This is a genomic window from Streptomyces sp. NPDC029296 (assembly GCF_055569255.1).
Window position 1 is genome coordinate 173,567 of record NZ_JBVHXT010000006.1, and the last position, 19,016, is coordinate 192,582.

Consider the following 19,016-nt stretch of genomic DNA (forward strand, 5'->3'; position numbering starts at 1 on the left):
CGGCGGGCGTCGGAGTCCGTGCGTCCGGGCCCGCGCCGCCCCCGGCGCGAGAGCCGGCACGCTGGCCGGCAGGGCCTTCACCGGGCGCGGACCCGCCACGCGCACCCCCGCCGGATGCCGGCCCGGCGGGCGTCGGGGTCCGGGGATCCGGGCCCGCGCCGCCCTCGGTGTGGGCGCCGGTGACCCGGCCGGCCCTCACCGGACCGCTCCGGTGGCGAGTGCGGCGGCCACCTCGTCGGCGGTCGGCATCGCGGAGGAGCACTCCAGGCGGGAGGCGACGATGGCACCGGCCGCGTTGGCGTGCCGCATGACCGTCTCCAGGTCGTGGCCGGCCAGCAGGCCGTGGCACAGGGAGCCGCCGAAGGCGTCGCCGGCGCCGAGCCCGTTCAGCACGGTGACCGGCAGCGGCGGGACCTCGGCCGTCTCGCCCGCGCGGCTGACGGCGAGGACGCCCTTGGGCCCCTGCTTGACGACGGCCAGTTCGGCCCCGGCGTCCAGCAGGGCGCGGGCGGCGGCGTGCGGTTCGCGCGTGCCGGTGGCGATCTCCACCTCGTCCAGGTTGCCGACGGCGACGGTGGCGTGGCGCAGGGCCTCGGCGTAGAAGGGGCGGGCGGTGTCGGGGTCCGCCCAGAACACGGGGCGCCAGTCCAGGTCGAAGACGGTGATCCCGGCCCTGGCCCGGTGGGCGAGGGCCGCGAGGGTCGCCGTACGGCTCGGCTCCTCGCTCAGTCCGGTGCCGGTGACCCAGAGGATCCGGGCCGCGCGGAGGGCGTCCAGGTCCAGTTCGCGGGGGTGGATCTCCAGGTCGGGGGCCTTGGGGCGGCGGTAGAAGTACAGCGGGAAGTGGTCCGGCGGGAAGATCTCGCAGAAGGTGACCGGGGTGGGCAGGCCGGGCACGGGGGTGACCCAGCGGTCGTCGACGCCGAAGCCGCGCAGCGCCTCGTGGAGGTAGGCGCCGAACGGGTCGTCCCCGGTGCGGGTGATCACGGCGGTGCGCCGGCCGAGCCGGGCGGCGGCGACGGCCACGTTGGCCGCGGAGCCGCCGAGGAACTTGCCGAAGGACGTCACCTGGGCGAGCGGGACGCCGGCCTGGAGCGGGTAGAGGTCCACCCCGATCCGCCCCATGGTGATCAGGTCGTAGGCCATCGGCTTCCCTTCGTCACGGCTCCCCCCGGCTTTCTAGTCCCGTACCCGGAACCGTGTCAACGTTTTGTCCGGACATATGGACCATCAGCCTCCGGTTCACCGGGGCACGCTCCTCCGCACGACTGCCCTTTGTGGCGGATTCGTCACAAACTTCTCCCTTCCGTCACACATGTCACGCCCGTGTCGGTTCTCCGTCACGCCCCGGCGACAGACCACCCCGATCGGTCACTCACCGTCGCCGCCCGGGCACACGCTGGTGACCGACGCAGCGCCCGGCCCCCGGGCGGCCGTACCGGTCGCCGCCGTGGCGCGCACAAGGAGGTGCGGCTCATGACCGACCGGCGGCTCTGGTCCTACAAGGAGATCGCGGCGCACATCCGGGTGCAGCCGGACACCGTACGGTCCTACCGCAAGCACGGACTGCTGCCCCCGCCCGACCGCGTCGAGGGCGGCAGGCCCTACTGGCGCGCCGACACCGTCCGCGCCTGGGTGGCCGCGCGCCCCGGCAACCGCGGGCGCGGCAGCGGCTGACGGCCCGGGGCGTCAGCTCCAGGGCTCGATGACCGTGACCCCGGCCCCCGCCGCCGTGCCCATCGCCGCGAGCGCCGCCGGGGCCGCGTCGAGCGGGATGGTCCGGGTCACCAGGAGGTCGGGGCGCAGCACGCCGGTGCGGACCAGGTGGAGCATGCCGGGGTAGGCGTGGGCGGCCATGCCGTGGCTGCCGAGGAGTTCCAGCTCCAGGGCGATCGCCCGGGCCAGCGGGACCGGGGTGGTGCCGTCGGCCGAGGGCAGCAGGCCGACCTGGACGTGCCGGCCGCGGCGGCGCAGCCCGTCGACCGAGGCGGCGCAGGTGGCGGGCGAGCCGAGGGCGTCGAGCGAGAGATGGGCGCCGCCGCCGGTCAGTTCCCGCACGGCGGCGGCCGGGTCGGGCACGCCGGTCGCGTCCAGGCACACGGCGGCGCCGAAGCGCCGGGCCAGCTCCAGGGCCCCGGGTGCCACGTCGACGGCCACCACCCGCGCGCCCGAGGCCGCCGCGATCATCACCGCCGACAGGCCGACCCCGCCGCAGCCGTGCACCGCGACCCACTCCCCGGCCGCGACCCGGCCCCGCTGGACCACGGCCCGGAAGGCGGTGGCGAAGCGGCAGCCGAGGGCGGCGGCGGTGGCGTACGCCATGTCGTCGGGGAGCGCGACCAGGTTGACGTCGGCGTGGCCGAGGGCGACGTACTCGGCGAAGGAGCCCCAGTGGTGGAAGCCGGGCTGGGTCTGCCGTTCGCACACCTGCTGGTCGCCCGCCGCGCAGGCCGGGCAGGTGCCGCAGGCGCAGACGAAGGGCACGGTGACCCGGTCGCCGGGCCGCCACCGGGTCACCCGGGCGCCGACCGCCTCCACCACGCCGGCGAGTTCGTGCCCCGGCACGTGCGGCAGCGCGATGTCCGGGTCGTGCCCCGCCCAGCCGTGCCAGTCGCTGCGGCACAGGCCGGTGGCCTCCACCCGGACGACGACACCGTGCGCGGCGGGCTCCGGGTCGGGCACCTCCCGTATCCCGGCCGGCTTTCCGTACTCCTCGAAGACCACGGCTCGCATGCACGCTCCTTTCGGGAACCCGGAAGAAGGCTAGACGCTCCGGGGAGTCGCTTGGCGTCATACCCCCTAGGGGTATACAGTGGAAGACGTCGGGGTCCCTCCGGGCACCCCACAGGCCCCACACACGCCTCGAAGAGGAGTAACGACATGACCGCGCAGACCGGCACCCCGGGCACCGTCACCACCGTCTACAAGGTCACCGGCATGAGCTGTGGCCACTGCGAGGGCTCCGTCTCCGAGGAGATCTCCCGGATCCCGGGCGTCGGCTCGGTGAAGGCCGTCGCGTCGTCCGGCGAGGTGACCGTCGTGTCCGCGGCCCCGCTCGACGAGGAGGCCGTGCGCGCCGCCGTCGACGAGGCCGGCTACGAGCTGGCCGGCCAGGCCTGAGCACCACCCGTCCCTTTCCCGACCGGGCCGTGCCGACCAGCTGATACTGGATCCGTACGGCCCGGTCCGATGTCTGGAGTCCGGACATGACCAGCACCACCGCCCAGCCCGCGGCGACGGCCCCCGGCACCGACGAGGTCGAGCTGCTCATCGGCGGCATGACCTGCGCCTCCTGTGCCGCCCGGGTGGAGAAGAAGCTCAACCGGATGGACGGCGTGAGCGCCACCGTCAACTTCGCCACCGAGAAGGCCAAGGTCACCTTCGCCGACGGCGTCGAGGTCGCCGACCTGATCGCCACCGTCGAGAAGACCGGCTACACCGCCGAGGAACCCCGCCCGCCCGAGCCCGAGCCCGAGGACGCGGCGAAGTCCCCGGAACGCGACGCCGAACTCGGCGAGCTGCGGCACCGCCTGCTCGTCTCGGCGCTGCTCGCCGCGCCCGTGGTCCTGCTCGCGATGGTCCCCGCGCTCCAGTTCGACAACTGGCAGTGGCTCTCGCTCACCCTGGCCGCGCCCGTCGTCGTCTGGGGCGGAGCCCCCTTCCACCGGGCCGCCTGGACCAACCTCCGGCACGGCGCCGCCACCATGGACACCCTCGTCTCGGTCGGCACGCTGGCCGCGTTCGGCTGGTCGCTGTGGGCGCTGTTCTTCGGCGACGCGGGCACGCACGGCATGCACGACGAGTTCCGCCTCACCGTCTCCCGCATGGACGGCGCCTCCACCATCTACCTGGAGGTCGCCTCCGGGGTCGTCGCGCTGATCCTGCTCGGCCGCTATCTGGAGGCCCGCTCCAAGCGCCGCGCCGGCGCCGCCCTGAAGGCCCTGATGGAACTGGGCGCCAAGGACGTGGCCGTGCTGCGCGGGGGACGCGAGGTGCGGGTGCCGGTGTCCGGCCTGGCCGTGGGCGACCGGTTCGTCGTACGGCCCGGCGAGAAGGTCGCCACCGACGGCACGGTGGTGGAGGGCGTCTCCGCCGTGGACGCCTCCATGCTGACCGGCGAGTCGGTGCCGGTCGACGTCGGCCCCGGCGACCGGGTCACCGGCGCCACGGTCAACGCCGGCGGCCGGCTGGTCGTCGAGGCCACCCGGGTCGGCGCGGACACCCAGCTCGCCCGGATGGCCCGGCTGGTGGAGGACGCGCAGAACGGCAAGGCCGAGGTGCAGCGGCTCGCCGACCGGATCTCCGCCGTCTTCGTCCCGGTGGTCATCCTCATCGCGCTCGGCACCTTCGGCGTCTGGCTCGGGGTCACCGGCGACACGGTCGCCGCGTTCACGGCCGCCGTCGCCGTCCTGATCATCGCCTGCCCCTGCGCGCTGGGCCTGGCCACGCCGACCGCGCTGATGGTCGGCACCGGGCGCGGCGCCCAGCTCGGCATCCTGATCAAGGGGCCGGAGGTGCTGGAGTCCACGCGCCGGGTGGACACGGTCGTCCTCGACAAGACGGGCACGGTCACCACCGGCCGGATGAGCCTCCAGGCGGTCCACGTCGCCGAGGGCGAGGACGAGAAGGAGCTGCTGCGCCTCGCGGGCGCCCTGGAGCACGCCTCCGAGCACCCTGTGGCCCGCGCCATCGCCGCCGGCGCCGAGGAGCGTGCCGGGGCGCTGCCCGCGGTCGAGCACTTCGAGAACGTGCCGGGACGGGGCGTACGCGGGCGCGTGAACGGCCGCGAGGTGGCCGTGGGGCGGCTCTACGACGAGCTGCCCGGGGAACTGGCGCACGCGGCCCGGCAGGCCGAGGAGCAGGGCCGTACGGCCGTCGTGGCCGGCTGGGACGGGCGGGCCCGGGGGGTCCTCGCCGTCGCCGACGCCGTCAAGGAGACCAGCGCCGAGGCCGTCCGCGAGCTGCGCGGGCTGGGGCTGACGCCGGTGCTGCTCACCGGGGACAACCGCACGGTCGCCGAGGCGGTCGCGAAGACCGTCGGCATCGACCCGGGGCACGTGTACGCCGAGGTGCTGCCCGAGGACAAGGTGGACGTCGTGCGCCGGCTCCAGGGCGAGGGCCGGGCCGTGGCCATGGTCGGGGACGGCGTGAACGACGCCGCCGCGCTGGCCACCGCGGACCTGGGCCTGGCCATGGGCACCGGCACGGACGCGGCGATCGAGGCCGGCGACCTGACGCTGGTGCGCGGGGACCTGCGGGTGGCCGCGGACGCGATCCGGCTCTCCCGCCGGACGCTGGCCACCATCAAGGGCAACCTGGTGTGGGCCTTCGGCTACAACGTCGCCGCGCTGCCGCTGGCCGCCGCCGGGCTGCTCAACCCGATGATCGCCGGGGCCGCGATGGCCTTTTCCTCGGTTTTCGTGGTGACGAACAGCCTGCGATTGCGGGCCTTCCGGTGAAACCGGGGGCAATCGTCCGGATCGACCCCTTGATCCCCCTGGAGTCAGACGCGCACCTCACATAAGCTCTTCACAAGGCTCGCGCATCTTCCTTACGCAAGAGTCCCGATCGACGTATCGGGTCTCTTGCGCATTAAAGGGACAAATGCAAGAGACGCACATCACAGTGATGCGAACGTAACCATCGAAGGGGTTCGAAGGTCTAAGTTGGCGATGTCAGACCAGCGTCTTGGGGGGCGCTGACTGACGTCTGGGGATGTCTTGGGGGACTTTCCCAGAAGGGGGTACCTCCCGGCTCGCACGACGTTGAGAGCTTGGGGGAGCGTTGCCGGGGCACGTACACCGGGAAGCTTTGAGCGGCCCTCCCAGCGTGCGCTGTCCCGGCAGACCGCACCGCATCACTGGAGTACGGCGAGTTCGCTCGCCCGTGCTCAGACAGCGATTCAGGCGCTGTCCTCTCCAAGCGCCCGGCCGGATCCCGTGGGGGGAATCCGCACCGGGACATGGGAAGGCGCCCTGGTCGTCGGCCCGTGGGGGGACCGGCGTCTCGGGGCGCCTTCCGCTTTCCCGCTTCCGCGTCTTTTCCGGCGTCTCCGCCGCCCGATCACCCGTGAGTGATCACTCCGGAACGCCGGACCGGGGCCCGCCCCCGCGGACGGACCCCGTGCCCAGTGCGCTCAGCGCGCCTCGACCGGGACGAAGTCGCGCTCGACCACGCCCGTGTAGATCTGGCGCGGACGGCCGATGCGGGAGCCCGGCTCCTTGATCATCTCGGTCCACTGGGCGATCCAGCCCGGCAGCCGGCCGAGGGCGAACAGGACCGTGAACATCTCGGTCGGGAAGCCCATGGCGCGGTAGATCAGACCCGTGTAGAAGTCCACGTTCGGGTAGAGCTTGCGCTCGGTGAAGTAGTCGTCGGAGAGCGCGTGCTCCTCCAGCTTCAGGGCGATGTCGAGGAGCTCGTCCTCCTTGCCCAGCGCGGAGAGCACGTCGTGCGCGGCGGCCTTGATGATCTTGGCGCGCGGGTCGAAGTTCTTGTAGACCCGGTGGCCGAAGCCCATCAGGCGGACGCCGTCCTCCTTGTTCTTCACCTTCCGGATGAAGGTGTCGACGTCGGAGCCGGAGTCGCGGATGCCCTCCAGCATCTCCAGCACCGACTGGTTGGCGCCGCCGTGCAGCGGGCCCCACAGCGCGTTGATGCCGGCCGAGATCGACGCGAACATGTTGGCCTGCGAGGAGCCGACCAGGCGGACCGTGGAGGTCGAACAGTTCTGCTCGTGGTCGGCGTGCAGGATCAGCAGCTTGTCCAGCGCGGAGACCACGACCGGGTCCAGGTCGTACTCCTGCGCCGGGACCGAGAAGGTCATGCGCAGGAAGTTCTCGACGTAGCCGAGGTCGTTGCGCGGGTAGACGAACGGGTGGCCGATCGACTTCTTGTACGCGTACGCGGCGATGGTCGGGAGCTTGGCGAGCAGCCGGATGGTGGAGAGGTCGCGCTGCTTCTCGTCGAACGGGTTGTGGCTGTCCTGGTAGAAGGTGGACAGCGCCGAGACGACCGAGGACAGCATCGCCATCGGGTGGGCGTCGCGCGGGAAGCCCCTGTAGAAGTTCTTGACGTCCTCGTGCAGCAGCGTGTGCCGCGTGATGTCGTTCTTGAACGTCGTCAGCTGGTCGACGGTGGGGAGCTCGCCGTTGATGAGCAGGTACGCCACCTCGAGGAAGGTGGAGCGCTCGGCCAGCTGCTCGATGGGGTAGCCGCGGTAGCGGAGGATGCCCGCCTCGCCGTCGAGGTAGGTGATCGCGGATTTATAGGCGGCCGTGTTGCCGTACCCGCTGTCCAGGGTCACCAGACCGGTCTGGGCGCGGAGCTTCCCGATGTCGAAGCCCTTGTCGCCGACGGTGCTGTCGACCACCGGGTAGGTGTACTCGCCGTCGCCGTACCGCAGTACTACAGAGTTGTCGCTCACGTCTTCCCTCACCGACGTAGTGCCTCATCTTCGAGGTGCCCTGACTGTCTCTACCATCCCCCATTTGGCTCAGGAGAGTGCACTCGGGGTCGACCATTGGGCCTATTGGCGGCACTCAGTGCCGCCAGCCTGCCCATCCTGCCCCCTTCGGGGTGGTTCCGGAAGTGCTCTGTGACCTTCACGACTCATTTGATCGATCATTTCGTCCCGAGCCTGAAGTCCAGGGCCGTACAGCGCCGTCCGGCCGACACCGTGCGCACCGCCTGGCCGATCGCCTTGCGCGACCCGACGAGCACGACCAGCCGCCGGGCCCGGGTGACCGCCGTGTACAGCAGGTTCCGCTGGAGCATCATCCATGCCCCCGTCGTGACGGGAATCACCACCGCGGGATACTCGCTGCCCTGCGAACGGTGGATCGTCACCGCGTACGCGTGGGCCAGTTCGTCCAGTTCGTCGAATTCGTACGGCACCTCCTCGTCCTCGTCGGTCAGCACCGTCAGGCGCTGGTCGACCGGGTCGAGCGAGGTGACGACGCCCACGGTGCCGTTGAAGACGCCGTTCTTCCCTTTCTCGTAATTGTTGCGGATCTGGGTGACCTTGTCGCCGACGCGGAAGACCCGGCCGCCGAACCGCTTCTCCGGCAGATCGGGCCGGCCGGGCGTGATGGCCTGCTGGAGCAGTCCGTTGAGCGCGCCGGCGCCGGCCGGGCCGCGGTGCATCGGCGCGAGCACCTGCACGTCCCGGCGCGGGTCCAGCCCGAACTTGGCGGGAATTCGCCGTGCGGCGACGTCCACGGTGAGCCGGCCGGCGGCCTCGGTGTCGTCCTCGACGAAGAGGAAGAAGTCCTTCAGTCCGTCGGTGAGCGGGTGCTGCCCGGCATTGATCCGGTGCGCGTTGGTGACCACCCCGGACTGCTGGGCCTGCCGGAAGACCCGGGTGAGCCGGACGGCCGGGACGGGACCGCCCTCGGCGAGCAGGTCCCGCAGCACCTCCCCGGCGCCGACGCTGGGCAGCTGGTCCACGTCCCCGACGAACAGCAGGTGGGCGCCCGGGGGGACGGCCTTGACCAGCTTGTTGGCGAGCAGCAGGTCCAGCATGGACGCCTCGTCCACCACCACCAGGTCGGCGTCCAGCGGGCGGTCTCGGTCATAGGCCGCGTCCCCGCCGGGCTTCAGCTCCAGCAGGCGGTGCACGGTGGAGGCCTCGGCGCCGGTCAGCTCCGCCAGCCGCTTGGCCGCGCGGCCGGTCGGGGCGGCCAGCACCACCTTGGCGCGCCGGGCCCGGGCCAGCTCCACGATCGAGCGGACGGTGAAGGACTTGCCGCAGCCCGGCCCGCCGGTGAGGACGGCGACCTTCTCCGTGAGCGCCAGTCTGACGGCCGCCTCCTGCTCGGGCGCGAGGTCGGCGCCGGTGCGGGCCTTCAGCCAGCCGAGCGCCTTCGCCCAGTCGACGTCCCGGAAGCCCGGCATCCGGTCCTCGTCGGTGCGCAGCAGCCGCAGCAGCTGGGCGGACAGGGAGAGTTCGGCCCGGTGGAAGGGCACCAGATAGACGGCGCTGACCGGCTCCTCGTCGCCGTCGGGGCCGGGCACCTTCTCCCGTACGACCCCGGGGTCGGCGCCGTCCTCCGGGGGCCGGGACAGCTCGGCGAGGCACTCGATGACGAGTCCGGTGTCGACTTGGAGGAGTTTGACGGCGTCGGCGATCAGCCGTTCCTCCGGCAGGAAGCAGTGCCCCTGGTCGGCGGACTGCGACAGCGCGTACTGCAGGCCGGCCTTCACGCGCGCGGGGCTGTCGTGCGGGATGCCGACGGACTGGGCGATCTTGTCGGCGGTGAGGAAGCCGATGCCCCAGACGTCGGCGGCGAGCCGGTACGGCTGCTCCTTGACGACGGCGATCGACTCGTCGCCGTACTTCTTGTAGATCCGCACGGCGATGGAGGTGGAGACCTCGACGGTCTGGAGGAAGAGCATGACCTCCTTGATCGCCTTCTGCTCCTCCCAGGCGTCGGAGATCTTTTTGGTCCGCTTCGGCCCGAGGCCCGGCACCTCGATCAGCCGCTTGGGCTCCTCCTCGATGATCCGGAGGGTGTCGAGGCCGAAGTGCTGGGTGATGCGGTCGGCGAAGACCGGGCCGATGCCCTTGACCAGGCCGGATCCGAGATAGCGGCGGATGCCCTGGACGGTGGCCGGCAGCAGGGTCGTGTAGTTCTCGACGTGGAACTGCTTGCCGTACTGCGGGTGCGAGCCCCAACGGCCCTCCATGCGCAGGGACTCCCCCACCTGGGCACCGAGCAGCGCGCCGACGACCGTGAGCAGATCGCCGGCGCCGCGTCCGGTGTCGACACGGGCGACCGTGTAGCCGTTCTCCTCATTGGCGTACGTGATGCGTTCCAGCACGCCTTCGAGGACGGCGAGATGCCGTTCGCCGCCGGGGTTCCCCGCCTGGTGAGCCATGGTCCGACGGTACCGGTGGGGTCCGACAGCCGGCTTTCGCGGGCGGTGATCACCGCGCCGGGGCGGTCAGGTGAGCGCGGGATGTGTCCGCTCGCGCTTCAGCCGGCCTTCTTCTCGTCCTTGTCGCCGGAGGACAGGAGCGTCTTCAGACGCACGAAAAGCGAGGCGCGCGGCTCGTGGGATCCGCTCAGGCTCGCTCGTACGCTCTCGAAGTCCACGGAGCGGAGCGCCGTCGCCTTCCGCTTCATGTACTCGGCCGGGTCTCTTTCGAACTCGCGTACCGCAGGGTCCGTGTCTAAGACGACCCCGCTCCACACCTCACTGTGCGCAGTGCTCATGCTCGCGCTCCCCCCCGGGTTCGACTCGGAGGACGAGTGGCTCCCGCCGTTCTGGGTCGGCATGCGCCCTCCAAGCGTTGACGGTACAGTCTCGGCTGATGGCTTGTCAGCGTCAATCCGACGGTATGGCTTACGGATTGACTATCGGCCCGGTTCAAGAGGCTGACATCGTCCCTGAACGAGCCGTCTGCTTCCCGGTCACGGTCCGGACACCTTCCGTCACCGTATTGATACCCAGAGACACGCTCTCCGAAACGACGGAACCACCCACATGGCCTAACTCTGCGTGTAGGCTCCGTCGCTATGTCCTTGAGTGGATTACGCGTGGGCTGGGGCACGGCGACGATGGGAACGCTGGGTGTCGTCACCTACGTCGCGCCGATCGTCCTCGGTCTTGGCCTGGAACTGCCGATATGGATCGCCATGACGATCATGGGTGTCGGCGTACTGGCCACGGTGGCCACGGTCATCATGTCCCGGCAGGAGGCGGTCGCCGCCCGGCGCGACCTGGTCACCGCCGAACAGGCCGCGAAGGCCGCCGCGGAGCGCGCCCGCGGGGCCATGGAAGACGTGCTCACGGTGCTGGTCCACCACATCGGCGAGATCGTCAGCGCGAACAGCAAGAGCGCGCGCAGTCCGCTCCAGCAGCAGATGAAGCAGGCCATCGTCTCCCTCACCGCCCAGCTCATCGGGCCGGAGAACGCGCGCGCCTGTGTGCTGGAGATCGCCCCGGCGCCCCCGGGGACCGGTGTCCGGGAGATGAAGTGCCTGGCCGGCCTCTGGATGGGGCGGGCGGAGGCGCCGCGGACGGTGTTCCGCGAGGACCAGGCGCGCGGGGCGTCCCTGCTCAAGCTGATGGACGACCGCAAGAGCACGTTCGTGGAGAACGTCGACGCGCTCGCGCCGGAGCTGCGGCCGGAGACGGACTCGTACAAGACCTACATCACCGCGACCATCACGGCCGCCGGCAAGGACGCGTTCGGCGTCCTGTGCGTGGACGCGCCGAACCCCGGCGACCTCCGCAAGGAGGACATCCGCCTGGTGGAGGTCCTCGCCCGCCTGCTGGGCGCGGCGCTGGCGGTACGCCGCTGAGCCCCTCTTCCGCCTTCCGAACGGCTGGCGCCCGAGCCCGAGCCGAGCATTTCGTACGGGTGCGCCACCTCTCGGCGGCCTGGCTCGTTGGCCAGGTCGTACGAAAGGAGAGCTGATGGTCGGCTCGTCGCACGAGGCGCTGCACCGGATCTTCCAGAAGGACCCGGAGCTGCTGACGCGGGCGTTGCAGCGGGTGTTGCACGTGCCGTTTCCCAGACCTACGGAGATCGCGGCGCTGAACGTGGACCTGACGGAGATCGAGCCGGTCGAGCGCCGGGTGGACACGTTGCTGCGGGCGGAGACGGACGAGGGCACGTACCTGCTGGTCGTGGAGTCGCAGGGGAAGGCGGACGAGCGGAAGCGGGGGAGCTGGCCGTACTACCTGTCGTACCTGTACGAGAAGTACCGCTGCGAGCCGGTGCTGATCGTGATCACCCAGAACAGTGCCACGGCGAAGTGGGCTTCGCGTCCGATCCGGCTGGGTTTCCCCGGCTGGCACTCGCTGACGGTGCGGCCGTTGGTGCTGGGGCCGGACAACGTACCGGTGATCGCGGACGAGAAGCAGGCGGAGGCGGATCCCCCTCTCGCGGTGCTGTCGGCGATGACACACGGACGTGGGCCGGGGGCGGTGGCCATACTGGAATCCCTGGCATCCGCCCTGCGGACCATCGATGCCGACAGCGCCGCGGTCTTCGCGCAGTTCGTCGACTCATGCCTGGTCGATCCCCAGGCGAAGCAGATGTGGAGGAAGCTGATGACGGCGATCCAGTACTTCTGGCGTCACCCGCTGGCCGAGCAGGTGCGGGCGGAGGGGAGGGAGCAGGGGCGCATTCAAACCCAGCAGGAGATGACCCTCCGTGTGCTGGAGTGGCGCGGCATCCCGGTGTCCGACGCGGTCCGAGAGCGGGTGCTGGCCTGCGCGGACCCCGATCAGCTGGAGGTGTGGGCCCGGCGAGCCGTCCATGTCACGGACGCGGCGGAGTTGTTCGCCACCGAGTGAGCGAGCGTCCGGCCGGTCACTTCCCTGGGCCGGCCCGGACACGCAGTTCCGTCAACCGTCGCCCGGCCGGCCCTCTGGTGGTGCGGCCATGGAAGGACCTGACGATGGCGATCCAGTACTTCTGGCGACACCCGCTGGCCGAGCAGGTGCGGGCGGAGGGGAGGGAGCAGGGGCTACAGGAGGGGCTACAGGAGGGGCTGGAGCAAGGGCTTGAGCAAGGGCGCCTTCGCGCCCAGCGGGAGATGGCCCTCCGTGTGCTGGAGTGGCGTGGCATCCCGATCTCCGACGCCGTCCGTGAGCGGGTCGGGGCCTGCACGGACCCCCGCCGGCTTGAGCTGTGCGTCCAGCGTGCCCTGTACGCCACCGACGGGGCGGAGTTGTTCGCCGGGGAGTGAGCGGGTGGCCCGAGAAGGCAGTGGCCCGGCCGGTACCGGGCCCTCGGGTGCGTTGCGTGGTCCTGTCTGCGGGGGCGCGGTCGCATCTCGCATGCACGCCGGGTGTGCTCGGCGGCTGGCGGTGGTGGTTTTTGGGATGGGTGGTCCATAAGGAGGGGTGGCGCGTCGGGCGTCTCCGGGAACCCGGGCACCGGCGGCTCGACAGGCGTCGCGGTCCCGCCACCAGCAATCACCGTGAGTGCGCTTCGCCGTGAGGTGAGGTGAGTGGCAGATCCGTTCCGCGGTGCCTCAGCGCCTGCCGAGGTGGGCGGGTGGAACGGATCTGCGATCGCGTGGTGGCGGGGGGCCGGGAGCCTCCGGTGTTATCTGCGGTGGCGGGGTTTCTCCTGGCTCGGGGGGAGGGTCAGGGTGATCTGGCGGACCAGCTGCTGGAAGCACGCCAGGGACGCGACCGCGGGGAGGGCGGCTCCGGCGACGCCGGTGACGGATCGGTCCGCCTGGGCCACGCAGAGGATCAACGCCACCGAGGAGAACAGCAGGACAACGCACCACGAGTGCACGGCCCGGCGCTGATGCAGGGCATTTCGCAGGATGGAGAGGGAAGCCGCCATCCAGGGGCCGTACACGAGAAGGGGCCACCACGCGATCATTCCGCCGTCCACCCCGGAGGTGGCATTACGCAGCGAGCCGTACGCCGCCATTCCACCGAATACGCTGACCATCGCCACCAGGACGGACACGAACGCGGCGATCACAAAGCTGCCGGCCCGCATCCACTTGACGCGCATTCGGTGAACGCGCCTCTTCCGGTGCCCCGTCCCGGCAGCGGCAGGGGGACGCCGGCCGGGGGGAAACTGCGCGGTGATCTGCGCGAGTTTCTCCATCGGGTCGGCGAAGTCGACGCCGGGTGTCGGTTCGCCGCGCGGTGGCGGGATCGTCGCCTGCCGCTCCGCCGGGACGGCCTCCTGCAAGAGGAAGGCGAGTTCTTCCGCCGGGTCCCAGTAGGCGTCGGGAGGGACCAGCACATCCCCCGGGTCCAGGGCGTCGGCCGGGCCGCCGTGCCAGCCGGGGCCCGACGGGTAGGGGGCCGCGTCCGCGTACCACTCGCGGCGCGTGAAGGAGGAGCGCGCATATTCTTGGTTCATAGGAATTCCCCCGTCAGACGCGGTCCAAGCGGTAGCTGGCGTTTTCCTGAGCGCTCCATCGCTGGTTGAGTTCCTCCTGTACCGCCTCCAGCAGAACGAGGAATTCGCGAAGCAGCGTCCCGGTATCCGGAGGTTCGGCTCCCTCGTGATCTTCGCGCGCCGAGCGGGTGCCGCCAGGCGGGTGCATTGTTGGACTGAATGTCAGCGAACTGTCCGCCGAGGGGCTATCCTTCCTCGTGTCCCGGTGAAGCAAGCCGTGGAGCCTCGTCGTCGTCATATTCGGGCTAACGCCACCCCCTCTCCTCCAGATGCGCGGCAAATGAGTGAACGCGGCGCCGGAAAACGTTAGGGAAAGCGTTTTTTCATTTGTGTCATTCCGCCCGTGGGCGCCCGCGCGCCCTCCGGTGCCCACGGGGACCGCTGCGGCGCGAGGCGGTGACCGTCCCCCCGGCCGCCACGGTCACGATTGGGTTTCGGCCACCCGCACCCCCTTGCCTCCGCCTCGTGTAATCGTTTCCAATCCTCGTACGGCAGGGATGTAATCGATTCCACGAGTCCACGAGGAGGTGGAGCCGGCGATGGCGAGCATCAAGGATGTCGCCGCTTCGGCGGGGGTTTCCGTGGCCACCGTGTCACGCGTGCTGAACGGCCACCCGTCCGTCAGTGCCGACGCCCGCGAGCGGGTGACGGCCGCCGTGGCCGCCCTCGGCTACCGGCCGAACGCCGTGGCGCGGTCCCTGCGGACCGACCAGACCCACACGCTCGGGCTCGTCATCAGTGACGTGCTCAATCCCTACTTCACCGAGCTGGCCCGGTCCGTCGAGGAAGAGGCCCGTGCCCTCGGGTACAGCGTGATCATCGGGAACGCCGACGAACGGCCCGAACTCCAGGACCACCACGTGCGGAACCTGCTGGACCGGCGGATCGACGGGCTGCTGGTCTCCCCCACCGACGGCGGGTCGCCGCTGATGCTCGACGCCGCCCGGGCGGGGACTCCCATGGTGTTCGTCGACCGGTGGATCCCCGGCGTGGACGTGCCCGTCGTGCGGGCCGACGGGCGGGCGGCGGTGCGGGACCTCGTCGGTCACCTCTGCCGGCTCGGGCACCGGCGGCTCGCCATCATCGCCGGGCCCGCCGCCACCACCACCGGCAGCGAGCGCGTCGAGGCCTTCCGGGCCGCGCTCGCCGAGTACGGGCTCCCGCTGCCCGGCGCCTACACGGGCCAGGGCGACTTCCAGGCCGAGAGCGGACGGCGGGTGACCGAGGGGTTCCTCGATCTGCCGGAGCCGCCCGACGTGGTCTTCGCGGCCGACAACCTGATGGCGCTCGGCGCGCTGGACGCCGTACGGGCGCGCGGGCTGCGGGTGCCCGACGACATCGCGCTGGCCGCGTTCGACGACATCCCGTGGTTCGTGCACACCGATCCGCCGGTCACCGCGATCGCCCAGCCCACCGGTGAGCTGGGGCGGGCCGCCGTACGCGCGCTGGTCGACCGGATCGAGGGGCGCACCCCGCGCTCCGTCACGCTGCCCGCCCGGCTCGTCGTACGCCGCTCGTGCGGTGAGCCTCCCACCCCCTCCCCAGTGCAAAGGAGCACGACGTGAGCGACCCGGACGAGTTGCTGCGCATCGAGGGCATACGCAAGACCTTCCCCGGCGTGGTCGCGCTCGACGGCGTCGACTTCGATCTGCGCCGGGGCGAGGTCCATGTGCTGCTCGGTGAGAACGGGGCCGGCAAGAGCACGCTGATCAAGATGCTCTCCGGTGCCTACACCCCCGACGCCGGCCGGATTTTCGTGGGCGGTGAGGAGGTGCGCGTCCACGGGGCGCAGGACGCCGAACGGCTCGGGATCGCCACCATCTACCAGGAGTTCAACCTGGTGCCCGATCTGACCGTCGCCGAGAACATCTTCCTGGGGCGGCAGCCGCGCCGCTTCGGGATGATCGACCGGAAGCGGATGGAGGCCGGGGCCGCGGCGCTGCTGGAGCGGGTCGGGGTCGACGTGTCGCCCCGGGCGCGGGTGCGGGAACTGGGGATCGCGCGGCTCCAGATGGTCGAGATCGCCAAGGCGCTCAGCCTCGACGCGCGCGTGCTCGTCATGGACGAGCCGACCGCCGTGCTCACCTCGGAGGAGGTGGAGAAGCTCTTCGCCATCGTGCGGGGACTGCGGGCCGACGGGGTGGGGGTCGTCTTCATCACGCATCACCTGGAGGAGATCGCCGCCCTGGGGGACCGGGTCACCGTCATCCGGGACGGGAAGAGCGTCGGGCAGGTGCCCGCCGCCACGCCCGAGGACGAACTCGTGCGGCTGATGGTGGGGCGGTCCATCGAGCAGCAGTACCCGAGGGAGCGGACCGGCACGGGTGATCCGCTGCTGTCCGTCCAGGGGCTGTGCCGGGACGGCGTCTTCCACGACGTGAGCTTCGAGGTGCACGCCGGTGAGGTCGTCGGCATCGCGGGGCTGGTGGGTGCCGGGCGGACCGAGGTCGTGCGGGCCGTGTTCGGCGCCGACCCCTACGACCGCGGGGTCGTCCGGGTGTCCGGCGCCCAGCTGAAGCGGCACGACGTGAACGCCGCGATGGACGCCGGGATCGGGCTCGTGCCGGAGGACCGCAAGGGCCAGGGGCTGGTGCTGGACGCCTCCGTCGAGGAGAACCTCGGGCTGGTGACGCTGCGCGCGGCCACCCGGGCGGGGCTGGTGGACCGCAAGGGCCAGCACGCCGCCGCCGAGCGGATCGCCGGGCAGCTCGGGGTGCGCATGGCGGGCCTCGGGCAGCGCGTGCGGACCCTGTCCGGCGGCAACCAGCAGAAGGTCGTCATCGGCAAGTGGCTGCTGGCCGACACCAAGGTGCTGATCCTCGACGAGCCGACGCGCGGGATCGACGTCGGCGCCAAGGTCGAGATCTACCAGCTGATCAACGAACTGACGGCCGCCGGTGCCGCCGTCCTGATGATCTCCAGCGATCTGCCCGAGGTGCTCGGCATGAGCGACCGGGTGCTGGTGATGGCCCAGGGCCGGATCGCCGGCGAACTCACCGCCGAAGAGGCGACCCAGGACGCGGTGATGTCCCTCGCCGTCTCCACCCCCACCACCGAGAAGGAGGGCCCCCGTGGCCACTGACACGCTCAAGAGCCGGTCGGGCGCGGGTGGCGCCCCGGGGACCCTGCGCCGGCTGCTCCTCGACAACGGCGCGCTCACCGCGCTGATCGTCCTCGTCATCGCCCTGTCGGCGCTGTCGGGTGACTTCATGACCACGGACAACCTGCTGAACATCGGCGTGCAGGCCGCCGTGACGGCGATCCTCGCCTTCGGTGTGACGTTCGTGATCGTCTCGGCGGGCATCGACCTGTCCGTGGGTTCGGTGGCCGCGCTGTCGGCGACCATGCTGGGCTGGAGCGCCACCTCGCACGGGGTGCCGGTCGCGCTCGCGGTGGTCCTGGCGGTCGCCACGGGCGTCGTCGCCGGCCTGGTGAACGGCTTCCTCATCGCCTACGGCAAGCTGCCGCCGTTCATCGCGACGCTGGCCATGCTGTCGGTGGGCCGTGGTCTGGCCCTGGTGATCTCCCAGGGCTCCCCGATCGCGTTCCCCGGCTCGGTCTCCCACCTCGGCGACACCCTCGGCGGCTGGCTGCCGGTGCCGGTGCTGGTCATGGTGGTGATGGGGCTGATCGCCGCCGTGGTGCTCGGCCGGACCTACATCGGCCGGTCCATGTACGCGATCGGCGGCAACGAGGAGGCCGCCCGGCTGTCCGGCCTCAGGGTCAAGCGGCAGAAGCTCGCCATCTACGCCCTGTCCGGGCTGTTCGCCGCCGTCGCGGGCGTGGTGCTGGCCGCCCGGCTGTCCTCGGCGCAGCCGCAGGCCGCCGACGGCTACGAGCTGGACGCGATCGCCGCCGTCGTCATCGGTGGCGCCTCGCTGGCGGGCGGCACCGGCAAGGCGTCCGGCACGCTGATCGGCGCGCTGATCCTCGCGGTGCTCCGCAACGGGCTGAACCTGCTGTCGGTGTCCGCGTTCTGGCAGCAGGTCGTGATCGGTGTCGTCATCGCGCTGGCGGTGCTGCTGGACACCGTGCGCCGCAAGGCCGGTGCGGTGCCGGTGGCCGCCGGTGCGGGCGGGCCGAAGGGCAGGCAGGCGGTGACGTACGCGCTGGCGGCGGTGGTCACCGTGGCCGTGGTCGGCGCCACCTCGCTGCTGCACGGCGGTTCCTCCTCGTCGGCGAACCCGCGGCTGGGCCTGTCCCTGTCCACCCTCAACAACCCGTTCTTCGTGCAGATCCGGTCCGGCGCCGAGGCCGAGGCGAGGAGGCTGGGCGTGGACCTGAACGTCACCGACGCCCAGAACGACGCCTCCCAGCAGGCGAACCAGCTCCAGAACTTCACCAGTACGAGCCTGGACGGGATCATCGTCAACCCGGTGGACTCGGACGCGGCGAGCAACTCGGTGAAGGCCGCGGGCAAGGCGGACATCCCCGTCGTCGCCGTGGACCGGGGCGTCAACCGGGCGTCCGTGGCCACGCTGGTGGCCTCCGACAACGTCGCCGGCGGTGAGCTGGCCGCGAAGACCGTCGCCGAGAAGCTGGGCGGCAAGGGGAGGATCGTCATCCTCCAGGGGCAGGCGGGCACGTCGGCGGCGCGTGAGCGGGCGGCCGGCTTCGCCAAGGGCCTGAAGGCCTACCCGGGCATCCGGGTGCTGGCCCAGCAGCCCGCCGACTTCGACCGGACCAAGGGTCTGGACGTGATGTCGAACCTGCTCCAGGCCCACCCGGACGTGCAGGGCGTCATCGCCGCCAACGACGAGATGGCCCTCGGCGCGATCAAGGCGCTCGGCTCCAAGGCGGGCAGGTCGGTGCAGGTGGTCGGCTTCGACGGCACCCCGGACGGGCTGACGGCGGTCAAGGGCGGCACGCTGTACGCGTCGGTCGCCCAGCAGCCCTCGCAGCTGGGCCGGATCGCCGTGGACAACGCCCTGAAGGCGGTCCGGGGCGAGAAGGTGGAGCCGACGGTGAAGGTGCCGGTGAAGGTGGTCACGAAGGACAACGTGGCCGGGTTCACCGGCTGACGGACCACGGCAGGGGGGGGGGGGGGGGGGGGGGGGGGGGGGTGGCCCCCCCCCCGGCCGCCTCCCCCGGGGGTGGAACAAGGACGGCCACCACCCCTCCTTTTCTT

At 71.4% G+C, this 19,016-nt stretch carries 15 protein-coding genes; 9 read left to right on the forward strand and 6 right to left on the reverse strand.

Features of this window, described 5'->3' with window-relative positions; translation table 11 throughout:
• Window positions 1-195 precede the first annotated feature (195 nt).
• Window positions 196-1,146 (reverse strand): 5-dehydro-2-deoxygluconokinase, encoded by a 951-nt coding sequence (gene iolC / locus ACZ4W9_RS07535; RefSeq protein ID WP_467933856.1) that lies wholly within the window; start codon window positions 1,144-1,146, stop codon window positions 196-198.
• A 330-nt stretch (window positions 1,147-1,476) separates the two neighbouring features.
• Between iolC and ACZ4W9_RS07540 the strand changes: the two genes are divergently transcribed.
• On the forward strand, window positions 1,477-1,677 hold the full coding sequence (locus ACZ4W9_RS07540; protein ID WP_467933858.1) for a helix-turn-helix transcriptional regulator: 201 nt from the start codon (window positions 1,477-1,479) through the stop codon (window positions 1,675-1,677).
• 12 nt (window positions 1,678-1,689) lie between these two features.
• Here the strand turns inward: ACZ4W9_RS07540 and ACZ4W9_RS07545 are convergent, their stop codons facing one another.
• Window positions 1,690-2,733 carry a zinc-dependent alcohol dehydrogenase family protein gene (locus ACZ4W9_RS07545; RefSeq protein WP_467933859.1) on the reverse strand — a complete coding sequence of 348 codons (1,044 nt, stop codon included), beginning with the start codon at window positions 2,731-2,733 and terminating at the stop codon, window positions 1,690-1,692.
• 147 nt (window positions 2,734-2,880) lie between these two features.
• Between ACZ4W9_RS07545 and ACZ4W9_RS07550 the strand changes: the two genes are divergently transcribed.
• Both ACZ4W9_RS07550 and ACZ4W9_RS07555 read left to right on the forward strand, forming a co-directional pair.
• On the forward strand, window positions 2,881-3,120 hold the full coding sequence (locus ACZ4W9_RS07550) for a heavy-metal-associated domain-containing protein (protein WP_467933860.1): 240 nt from the start codon (window positions 2,881-2,883) through the stop codon (window positions 3,118-3,120).
• Window positions 3,121-3,206: 86 nt separating this feature from the next.
• A complete protein-coding gene (locus ACZ4W9_RS07555) occupies window positions 3,207-5,459 on the forward strand; it encodes a heavy metal translocating P-type ATPase (RefSeq protein ID WP_467933862.1) in 2,253 nt (750 codons plus the stop codon).
• 677 nt (window positions 5,460-6,136) lie between these two features.
• On the opposite strand, the gene ACZ4W9_RS07560 is transcribed toward ACZ4W9_RS07555, so the two are convergent.
• The 3 genes from ACZ4W9_RS07560 to ACZ4W9_RS07570 form a co-directional block, all read right to left on the reverse strand.
• Window positions 6,137-7,426, reverse strand: a complete 1,290-nt coding sequence (locus tag ACZ4W9_RS07560) for a citrate synthase (protein ID WP_467933863.1) — start codon at window positions 7,424-7,426, stop codon at window positions 6,137-6,139.
• A 197-nt stretch (window positions 7,427-7,623) separates the two neighbouring features.
• The gene (recD2, locus tag ACZ4W9_RS07565; RefSeq protein WP_467933864.1) at window positions 7,624-9,879 is read right to left on the reverse strand and encodes an SF1B family DNA helicase RecD2; all 2,256 of its coding nucleotides are present in this window, start codon (window positions 9,877-9,879) and stop codon (window positions 7,624-7,626) included.
• Between the two features lie 98 nt (window positions 9,880-9,977).
• Window positions 9,978-10,217 (reverse strand): hypothetical protein, encoded by a 240-nt coding sequence (locus tag ACZ4W9_RS07570; RefSeq protein ID WP_467933865.1) that lies wholly within the window; start codon window positions 10,215-10,217, stop codon window positions 9,978-9,980.
• 303 nt (window positions 10,218-10,520) lie between these two features.
• On the opposite strand from ACZ4W9_RS07570, the gene ACZ4W9_RS07575 reads away from it, so the two are divergent.
• The 3 genes from ACZ4W9_RS07575 to ACZ4W9_RS07585 all read left to right on the forward strand — a co-directional run bounded on the left by ACZ4W9_RS07575 (window position 10,521) and on the right by ACZ4W9_RS07585 (window position 12,704).
• The gene (locus tag ACZ4W9_RS07575; protein WP_467933867.1) at window positions 10,521-11,309 is read left to right on the forward strand and encodes a GAF domain-containing protein; all 789 of its coding nucleotides are present in this window, start codon (window positions 10,521-10,523) and stop codon (window positions 11,307-11,309) included.
• 115 nt (window positions 11,310-11,424) lie between these two features.
• Window positions 11,425-12,309: an RpnC/YadD family protein gene (locus tag ACZ4W9_RS07580; protein WP_467933868.1), complete on the forward strand. Its 885-nt coding sequence runs from the start codon at window positions 11,425-11,427 to the stop codon at window positions 12,307-12,309.
• A gap of 80 nt (window positions 12,310-12,389) precedes the next feature.
• A complete protein-coding gene (locus ACZ4W9_RS07585; RefSeq protein ID WP_467933869.1) occupies window positions 12,390-12,704 on the forward strand; it encodes a hypothetical protein in 315 nt (104 codons plus the stop codon).
• A 362-nt stretch (window positions 12,705-13,066) separates the two neighbouring features.
• Here ACZ4W9_RS07585 and ACZ4W9_RS07590 read toward each other — a convergent pair whose 3' ends face one another.
• A complete protein-coding gene (locus ACZ4W9_RS07590) occupies window positions 13,067-13,849 on the reverse strand; it encodes a DUF2637 domain-containing protein (RefSeq protein WP_467933871.1) in 783 nt (260 codons plus the stop codon).
• 578 nt (window positions 13,850-14,427) lie between these two features.
• Here ACZ4W9_RS07590 and ACZ4W9_RS07595 point away from each other — a divergent pair.
• Genes ACZ4W9_RS07595 through ACZ4W9_RS07605 form a run of 3 tightly spaced genes read left to right on the forward strand, consistent with a single transcriptional unit; the run spans window position 14,428 to window position 18,909 of the window.
• Window positions 14,428-15,453, forward strand: coding sequence for a LacI family DNA-binding transcriptional regulator (locus ACZ4W9_RS07595; protein WP_467933872.1), 1,026 nt, complete (start codon window positions 14,428-14,430; stop codon window positions 15,451-15,453).
• Window positions 15,450-16,970 carry a sugar ABC transporter ATP-binding protein gene (locus ACZ4W9_RS07600; protein WP_467933873.1) on the forward strand — a complete coding sequence of 507 codons (1,521 nt, stop codon included), beginning with the start codon at window positions 15,450-15,452 and terminating at the stop codon, window positions 16,968-16,970. Before ACZ4W9_RS07595 ends, ACZ4W9_RS07600 begins: the two co-directional genes overlap by 4 nt.
• Window positions 16,960-18,909, forward strand: a complete 1,950-nt coding sequence (locus ACZ4W9_RS07605; protein WP_467933875.1) for an ABC transporter permease/substrate-binding protein — start codon at window positions 16,960-16,962, stop codon at window positions 18,907-18,909. Before ACZ4W9_RS07600 ends, ACZ4W9_RS07605 begins: the two co-directional genes overlap by 11 nt.
• Window positions 18,910-19,016: the final 107 nt, after the last annotated feature.

Bases quoted from the DNA above. Each gene is read 5' to 3' on its own strand.
- ACZ4W9_RS07545 (WP_467933859.1), bottom strand. From the start codon at position 2,733: ATGCGAGCCGTGGTCTTCGAGGAGTACGGAAAGCCGGCCGGGATACGG.
- ACZ4W9_RS07590 (WP_467933871.1), bottom strand. From the start codon at position 13,849: ATGAACCAAGAATATGCGCGCTCCTCCTTCACGCGCCGCGAGTGGTAC.
- ACZ4W9_RS07540 (WP_467933858.1), top strand. From the start codon at position 1,477: ATGACCGACCGGCGGCTCTGGTCCTACAAGGAGATCGCGGCGCACATC.
- recD2 (WP_467933864.1), bottom strand. From the start codon at position 9,879: ATGGCTCACCAGGCGGGGAACCCCGGCGGCGAACGGCATCTCGCCGTC.
- ACZ4W9_RS07550 (WP_467933860.1), top strand. From the start codon at position 2,881: ATGACCGCGCAGACCGGCACCCCGGGCACCGTCACCACCGTCTACAAG.
- ACZ4W9_RS07580 (WP_467933868.1), top strand. From the start codon at position 11,425: ATGGTCGGCTCGTCGCACGAGGCGCTGCACCGGATCTTCCAGAAGGAC.
- iolC (WP_467933856.1), bottom strand. From the start codon at position 1,146: ATGGCCTACGACCTGATCACCATGGGGCGGATCGGGGTGGACCTCTAC.
- ACZ4W9_RS07570 (WP_467933865.1), bottom strand. From the start codon at position 10,217: ATGAGCACTGCGCACAGTGAGGTGTGGAGCGGGGTCGTCTTAGACACG.
- ACZ4W9_RS07575 (WP_467933867.1), top strand. From the start codon at position 10,521: ATGTCCTTGAGTGGATTACGCGTGGGCTGGGGCACGGCGACGATGGGA.
- ACZ4W9_RS07555 (WP_467933862.1), top strand. From the start codon at position 3,207: ATGACCAGCACCACCGCCCAGCCCGCGGCGACGGCCCCCGGCACCGAC.
- ACZ4W9_RS07595 (WP_467933872.1), top strand. From the start codon at position 14,428: ATGGCGAGCATCAAGGATGTCGCCGCTTCGGCGGGGGTTTCCGTGGCC.